The 4395-nt window shown below is 42.8% G+C and carries 5 protein-coding genes; 3 read left to right on the top strand and 2 right to left on the bottom strand.

The features are described 5' to 3' along the window. The first annotated feature begins 108 nt into the window (after positions 1-108). On the top strand, positions 109-510 hold the full coding sequence (locus tag QUA42_RS27395; RefSeq protein WP_015179732.1) for a RidA family protein: 402 nt from the start codon (positions 109-111) through the stop codon (positions 508-510). A gap of 354 nt (positions 511-864) precedes the next feature. On the opposite strand, the gene QUA42_RS27390 is transcribed toward QUA42_RS27395, so the two are convergent. Both QUA42_RS27390 and QUA42_RS27385 read right to left on the bottom strand, forming a co-directional pair. Next, positions 865-1338 carry a transposase gene (locus tag QUA42_RS27390; RefSeq protein WP_333141808.1) on the bottom strand — a complete coding sequence of 158 codons (474 nt, stop codon included), beginning with the start codon at positions 1336-1338 and terminating at the stop codon, positions 865-867. A 30-nt stretch (positions 1339-1368) separates the two neighbouring features. Then, positions 1369-1761, bottom strand: coding sequence for an IS630 transposase-related protein (locus QUA42_RS27385; protein WP_333137407.1), 393 nt, complete (start codon positions 1759-1761; stop codon positions 1369-1371). 458 nt (positions 1762-2219) lie between these two features. Here QUA42_RS27385 and QUA42_RS27380 point away from each other — a divergent pair, with 458 nt between their 5' ends. Together QUA42_RS27380 and QUA42_RS27375 are read left to right on the top strand one after the other, a co-directional pair. Then, positions 2220-3461, top strand: coding sequence for a hypothetical protein (locus QUA42_RS27380; protein ID WP_333141806.1), 1242 nt, complete (start codon positions 2220-2222; stop codon positions 3459-3461). 647 nt (positions 3462-4108) lie between these two features. Beyond that, complete coding sequence (locus QUA42_RS27375; protein WP_333141804.1) at positions 4109-4381, top strand: DEAD/DEAH box helicase family protein; 273 nt, start codon at positions 4109-4111, stop codon at positions 4379-4381. The last annotated feature ends 14 nt before the right edge of the window (positions 4382-4395 follow it).

Genomic DNA, 4395 nt, shown 5'->3' with positions numbered 1-4395 from the left:
CTCGATCGGTAATGGTTTCATTATTGCTATTGATATACTTATCTTAACTGTACTCTATTAACCTGCAATCTGCTGTAATAGACACAACGTACTGAACAAAGGAACACAATGAAAAAGCCCGAGTTTTTTGTCACCCCCGGTTATGGGGAATATATGCTGAATAATTTGCATTACTCGCAAGCGGTAAAAATTGACAATCGCGTCGAGACATCCGGCCAAGGCGGCTGGGATGACAATCTGCAAATTCCCGAAGCGATCGCAGATGAGATTGCTCAGGCATTTCGGAACATAGAGCGAACCTTGGCAACTGCTGGTGCGAGTTGGGAGCATGTGGTTCACGTCAATTCTTACCATGTTGGCGGGTTTCCCCCAGAGGTTAATGATGTGATAGTCAGGCTATTTCGTCATTACATGCCCAACCACGCCCCAATTTGGACAGAGCTAGGAGTGGCGGCGCTTGGACTGCCAACGATGCGTGTTGAAATCCGCGTGACTGCAATTGTTCCGTGAATTTTGCAACTACTCGTCATCCAAGGTGAGGAGGATGCCGTCGTTCCGCCCCTCGTTGCCACTCGGCTGGTTGCACACTCGACTGCGGTAAGTGATTTTGTTGATGACGATCGGCTTAACGACAGCCTGAACCTACTCGAAAAGACGACAACGGTGCCTTCAGAACAGGGCAAGCATTCGTACACCCACACTACCATCACTGCGCCGGACGGTTCATCTCTCATTAAGTCGTATCTCGTCCAGGATATGGGACATGTCTAGCCGGGACTTGCTGCAGACGGCATTTACAGCGGATTCCAAGTTTATGAAGTACAGTAGCAGCAGCTTGTAAACCAGTTTTTGAAGTGCTTAATATTAACCCGCGTCAAGCGCGGTAGCTAGTAAAATGTCTACCATCTTGGTAGTAGTGGGCGAAAACTTACGTAAAAAAGCTTTGAGTTGTGACCACCATAATTCGATCGGATTAAAGTCAGGAGAATAGGGTGATAAATTCAGGATACTCGCACCAGCCCCTTGAATCAATGGTTCAATCACCGCCAATTTATGGGCTGGTAGATTATACATAACAACGACGGCCCCTTTCCATAAGTTTGGCACTAAACATTGTTCTACAAAAACAGCAAATGCCTGACTATCCATCGACCCATCCATCGTCATTAATCCTACTACTTGTTTTAAGCTGATTGCTCCAATAACTGTTACTTTAGCACCCCGATAAAATGGTTTTAAATCATAGACTCTACTACCATATCTTGAACGTGCGTGGGTTCGTGTTAACCCCCGTAAAACGCCCATCTCCTCCAAAAAAAACGCGGTTTTCAGGGTCAATATTTTTCACTTTATCCCAATATTCACCCCTCAGAATTTGCACTCGTTCTGTGGCAGCCTGACTACTTCGTATTGTCTTTTTTTTCGCGTCAGATTTTGTTTTTTTAGTTCGCGACACATCATACTAGGGCTGACGGATTCTTTGTGGCACTCTCGCCAATATTCACAATATTCTGACAAGGTGCTATCAGGATATTTTTCCACCATTTCTGTCAATTCAGTTGTGCGCGAGTATAACACACTTTTAAGGCTTCCGCCCTGTTTTTTGGGTTGAACATGACCGAGGGTTTGTTTTTGCTTCAAGAGTTTCTGGACAAACGCTTTACTTACATCAAATCGGGCAGCTACTTTCCTAATAGATGTATCACCTTGTTCATAAGCTTTAACTATTTTTTCACGAAATTCGAGCGGTAATGGTTTCATTTTTTACACCGATCTACTACAATTAGTGTACCACACTTACATGGAATAGGCTGTATATCCGCTTTCGGGCGAATTACCCCAGCTACAGCTCCTACTGATAGCTGGGGTAATTTTTTATCTACTGGGGGCTGTTAACTGGAGTGATAAATGCTCAAAACCGGGTTTGTTAAACTCTACTGACTAGAGCTTGTTATTAAAGTTTTAATTGACGCTCAAGAGCCATCGCATTTTGTATCGATTTCTCTAATTATATGAGTAATAATCCTAAAGTTGATAGCTGTACGCTCCTAGGGCTGACTGATACCAGTATAGTTGGCTATTGCAACAGAGTCTCCCCTCTAACAACAACTAAGTCATTTCCGGCAATGCAAGAAGCAAGAACCATTGCTTGAGAAACGCTCTAAGTTAAAAGCTACCCCCTAGCGGGAGAAGTTAAGAGCTCACCACTTCTTACCGTTATGAATGCTAACAACTCTAATATCAACCCCCATAAAACCTTTCCTGAATCAGCAAGCCAGCACTCCTCTCAAATCCAAGAAGTAGTTGCAGTAATTTTCCCTTTCCTGCCGGATGCACATGCTGAAGAACATCCCTTCAAATTAAACGATATCGTAAAAACAGGCAACCAATACGGTATTGTTACTTCTCTCAACAAAACTGAAAAACCTGTGACAATTACTTGGGACGCAATTTCCGGCGAAGATTCATTTTTTTGGACTTATAACCTAGACGAAATCCGCGCCCTCAAAATCTCTCTCCTTCCTAATTTTATCCCCCAAAAAACTGCTGGACAACTTCCAACTTGCACAACTCTCGTACTCGCTAATTCCGAACAGATACAATTTAGTAATGCAACTCCTTTCAAAGTAGAATCGCTGAGCGAACACGACATTCTCATCTCTACTCTTGACCAATCTTATCTCTTTCCCATCAACTTGTTTCCCGGCTACCCGACAAGTTGTACTATAGATATTCCTGCACCCCAGCAATTAAAAGACGCTCGCAGTTTGTCTGTTGCTGACCTCAAAATCCGAGCTAAGACGTATTTAGCTCTTGAAGTGCCCGACAACTTCTTAGAATTCGTTATACCAGTCCAAAAACAGCAGTTGAAAGAAAAAATAGCTCAACAATTGAGCGAAGAAAATTACGAACTTCTTGACTTTGACATAGCTTGGGAAGAAGCCTGGAAGCAGCAGTTAGAAAACCTAACAAAAAAACAAGGCTTCTACGGATTTAGAGAGGGCTATTGCATTTTACAGCACCGAGAAGGAGTTCAACGAATGGGGACAGTTATTACCTTGAACGTTGAAAATCCACGTCCATTTCAAATCCAGTGGAACAGCGGAGAACTCCAAAGTTACAGCTTGACAGAACTCAAAGGTTTGAGCATAGCCCGCATCGAACCCCTTGTTAAATTATCGCCCAATGTGGCTTATCAAATTAGCGAAGATGGCTCCTACTTTAGAGCTTGGATTGGGTTCCGTACTAAAGCGTTAGCTAAGGCTTGGCTAATACCTGTCAAAAAGCTAGTCGGCAACCTTAGCAACTTAATTGATTGCCAAATTTCTGAACTTCAACATACAGGTTCTAAATACGAGTATGCTGTAGAATGTCCCCGCCATAAAACATTAAACAAGCGTTTAGAAGCTCTCGCCAAAGTTGCTGAACTTGATTTAGAAAGGACGCCATTTACGAGATGAGTGGGAAGTACCAAGCACTTCGTAAGGTGTGAACGGTGCTTTTTTGCTGGGACAAAAAACACAAAAATTTCCTATTTTTCTTAAAAGTTTTATTAACACGACTTACGAATGGTAAGGGCAACATAAGGGTTTGGGATTTGGAGTTTACTTGTATAGGCCTGGACGCATAAATACCAAAGAAACTGGGTTTTTCACTCCAGTTAAAGACTAAAATGCAGTATTTTCATAAAAAAAGCTGGTTTTCGCGTAACTTAAGTCCTATTGCAGAACGCAGTGAAAGGCAACACTTGTGAATGACAAAAAATCATTCTCGCTGCGTAAATCATGAGCGATTAGACGGATTATCGGACTACTTAATAAGCGTCCATTCCCCTCTCCCCTCAAGGGTAGGTTTTTTACAATTCAGAAATTGAGGGCAAGCAAGAGGCAAGTTTTAAAGGCATAACAAGTCGAAATCCGGGCTTTTTCGCTTATCCCTCTCTCCCTCTCTCCCTCTCTCCCCCTCTCCCCCTCTCTCTCTCCCTCTCTCCCTCTCTCCCTCTCCCTCTCTCCCTTGCCAGGAATCTAAAAAACCTACTCTTGAAAGACTTCCCCGTCAAGCTAACGCTTAATCAGAGGTTGATAAAATTAGTAATGGACACTAACTAATGATTCAAGCCTTACTAGAACAACCCCAGAAACTCACACAATTTGCCTTCACACTCAAACCGCAACAGCAGCAAGCCCTTGACAAATTGAGAACCTTTCTAACCACTACCGAGTCCTTCTTCTTGCTGTGTGGCTACGCAGGAACTGGAAAATCCACAATAGTCTTTCAAATTATCCAAGAACTCTTGAGTCAAAGCAAACGCATTGCCCTCATACCAATTTTATGTGAAGTTGCATATAATAGAGAGATAGCTTGTATGGTGCGTTTATGAGTCGTAGTTTAAAA

It is taken from the genome of Microcoleus sp. Pol11C2 (genome assembly GCF_036701505.1).
In the GTDB taxonomy this organism is placed as follows: domain Bacteria; phylum Cyanobacteriota; class Cyanobacteriia; order Cyanobacteriales; family Microcoleaceae; genus Microcoleus.
The sequence above is the reverse complement of the archived record's forward strand: the minus strand, read 5'-3'. Positions and strand labels throughout refer to the sequence as shown.

Excerpts from the sequence above, each read along its gene's own strand:
- QUA42_RS27395 (WP_015179732.1), top strand. The coding sequence starts at position 109 with ATGAAAAAGCCCGAGTTTTTTGTCACCCCCGGTTATGGGGAATATATG.
- QUA42_RS27385 (WP_333137407.1), bottom strand. The coding sequence starts at position 1,761 with ATGAAACCATTACCGCTCGAATTTCGTGAAAAAATAGTTAAAGCTTAT.
- QUA42_RS27380 (WP_333141806.1), top strand. The coding sequence starts at position 2,220 with ATGAATGCTAACAACTCTAATATCAACCCCCATAAAACCTTTCCTGAA.
- QUA42_RS27375 (WP_333141804.1), top strand. The coding sequence starts at position 4,109 with ATGATTCAAGCCTTACTAGAACAACCCCAGAAACTCACACAATTTGCC.